This is a genomic window from Serratia sp. A07 (genome assembly GCF_058725505.1).
Map to the genome: position 1 here is coordinate 1 of NZ_JBZXDO010000126.1, position 2,205 is coordinate 2,205.

The 2,205-nt window shown below is 52.9% G+C and carries 5 protein-coding genes; all 5 read right to left on the reverse strand.

All coding sequences use genetic code 11. The features are described 5' to 3' along the window. Positions 1-160: 160 nt before the first annotated feature. Positions 161-382, reverse strand: coding sequence for a hypothetical protein (locus AC4PR2_RS28425; RefSeq protein WP_492175990.1), 222 nt, complete (start codon positions 380-382; stop codon positions 161-163). A 1-nt stretch (position 383) separates the two neighbouring features. Beyond that, positions 384-965, reverse strand: coding sequence for an ead/Ea22-like family protein (locus AC4PR2_RS28430; protein WP_492175991.1), 582 nt, complete (start codon positions 963-965; stop codon positions 384-386). Between the two features lie 12 nt (positions 966-977). Beyond that, positions 978-1,835 (reverse strand): hypothetical protein, encoded by an 858-nt coding sequence (locus AC4PR2_RS28435; protein WP_492175992.1) that lies wholly within the window; start codon positions 1,833-1,835, stop codon positions 978-980. Continuing rightward, positions 1,828-2,103 (reverse strand): hypothetical protein, encoded by a 276-nt coding sequence (locus tag AC4PR2_RS28440; protein ID WP_492175993.1) that lies wholly within the window; start codon positions 2,101-2,103, stop codon positions 1,828-1,830. The genes AC4PR2_RS28435 and AC4PR2_RS28440 overlap by 8 nt, the downstream gene beginning before the upstream one ends. A 12-nt stretch (positions 2,104-2,115) precedes the next feature. After that, the coding region (locus AC4PR2_RS28445; RefSeq protein ID WP_492175994.1) for a ParE family toxin-like protein at positions 2,116-2,205 on the reverse strand (90 nt) is incomplete at its 5' end.

Below are 2,205 nucleotides of genomic sequence, written 5' to 3' on the forward strand. Positions count from 1 at the left end.
ACCCCGAACTGCGATTGGCTGTTGCGCTTGCGACGAATGGTTCTAACCTCCCATTCATCGATGGTGATCTCCACGCGCCCCGCCTCGTTCGTGTAGGGCCAGCAGGTATAGAACACCTGCCCCGGCTTGAACTTGACCCTGCTTTCGGATTTGGTTGGTGTCATGCATCCCCCTTAACGCGCGCTTCAATCATTCCCCAGACCTTTTCGTACTCAGGCCAGTCAGCTTCGACGACCACGGCATCCAGTGGTTGCTTACCGTTGTTCTGTCGATGTGCGGTAACAGCAATAGCAATGCCCCTCAACGCCTCGCGCTGCTCAACTGTGAGCGCCTCGATTGCGTCTTTAAATTTGATAACCAGATAGCGGTTTTCGCGTTCCATCCTACTCATCCCCCTCTACAGTGAAACCCTGTTCATGCAGCAGTTTTCTACTTTCCATCAGGCCTTGGTTGAAACCATTTGCTGCTGCCTGCGCCTCTTCAGCGTCCATCAGATAATTGAATGTTTCCCGCATATCTTGGGCGCTAACTTTCGCAGGCAACCGCACCGGCGTAGCCAGCTTGGCTTCCAGCTCGGCGATGCGTTTGTCTGCATCTTCAAGGCAAGATCGCTCCAGGTTGAACCGCCGCCGAAACTCTTCGCGCTCTTTCTCTGCACCATCGACCCGTTCACGCCAAAATTCGCGCTCTTCAGTCACCGTTGTAATGCGCTTATCCTTCGCTTCCAGCTCTGCCAACAGGGCGAGAATAGTTTCTGGGTCAGCCGCTGCAATAAAACGGGCCAGTTCCACTCGGTGGCATTTTGCATTCAGATCAGATGCATCGAACCCACTCCAGCCAATAACTTCTATGCCTGTATCCGCGCACAGAGTTGCTTGCGTATCGGCTTTGCCGATGAATGCCTTAAATCTCTTGATGGGGCATTTATCAGCCCGTAGTTTTAGCTCGTTCCGCGTTGTTTTCATCTATCCATTCCTCTATACAAAACACATTCCCGAATCACAGAACTGCACCAAATCCATCTGAGCGCCTTTGCCGCCGCTTGGTTTTAGTGGTGCCTCAGCAAGTGGGACACCATATTGTGTCAGCCATAACCACGGCCACGTTTTCTGGATTTCCCTTTCATGGTCGCAGGCTCGCTGGAAGTCTTCAGGAACGTTCTCTTTCATGAACAACCACAGGTCGTCATCGCGGTTTGGGCACATCCAGCAGAGCGATGCGGGTGGCGTTGGGAGGCCATAATCCTCTACGCACTGGATGCACATCTGCTTTGTCAGCATCATGTCGATGAGTGGATAACGGCGGCGCCATTTCCCATCAGTGACTTTCATGCGGCGCGCTGCCTCTTCGATGCTGATCCCCATCCACATATCTACACCGCGTGCCGTCAGAAATTTTTCGCCGTACTTATCGTTAAGAAATCTCTGCACTACCTCCTGCTTCCATTTGACACTGCAGAATGTTGGCTTTTTGCCGGTACACCACCCATTCGCATCGCGGCCGTTACGTGTGGAGAAATACCCTGGCAACGGCTCATCTTCATCTGGCCCGACGATGTCGTAGGTGGCGTAAAGACTTTTCGGAACGATGTGATATTCGATGCCGACTTCATCGCAAAGCGCCTTGATATGCTTGGCTTGGTATGTAAAAACGTTGCTTGCTTCGCGCTCGGTGTCCGACATAACGATCACGTCGGGTCTTGGCAAGACGCCAGCATGAATCAGGCAGATCATTGCGTTGCTCTGGGTTCCGCCACCGCTCGAAAGCACATTGAAGCGTTCGGGGTTGTGCTTAAACTGGCGACGCGGGATGAAGGACTGCATGAACTTACCCACGCCCCACCTCCCTAGCGCTGCCAATAGGCCATGTGGCGAACTCACCCGGCGGTAGTTCATCGGTAACATCCCGCTCCGCCCACGCCAGAAACTTCTCGCGGCTTACTGACGGGTAATGTCGGCCGAACGAAACGGATGGGCTGTCGTATTGCACGGTGGTAGCGCCGATATGCAGGATCGTTCTGTCGTTAACCAAACCCATCGAGTTGCGTGGGCGCTTTCCTCGATAGGTTCTTCCGCTTTGGAGCTTCAGTTCATTTGCTGGCATCAGTACCTCCCTCTATTTATCAATTACGCAGTTGTAATCATTGTGGGTAAGCAACAGCCAATTATGGCCGTCGTCTTTTGAAAGTAAGCGCCAGCGTTTATT

Excerpts from the sequence above, each read along its gene's own strand:
- AC4PR2_RS28425 (WP_492175990.1), bottom strand. The coding sequence starts at position 382 with ATGGAACGCGAAAACCGCTATCTGGTTATCAAATTTAAAGACGCAATC.
- AC4PR2_RS28430 (WP_492175991.1), bottom strand. The coding sequence starts at position 965 with ATGAAAACAACGCGGAACGAGCTAAAACTACGGGCTGATAAATGCCCC.
- AC4PR2_RS28440 (WP_492175993.1), bottom strand. The coding sequence starts at position 2,103 with ATGCCAGCAAATGAACTGAAGCTCCAAAGCGGAAGAACCTATCGAGGA.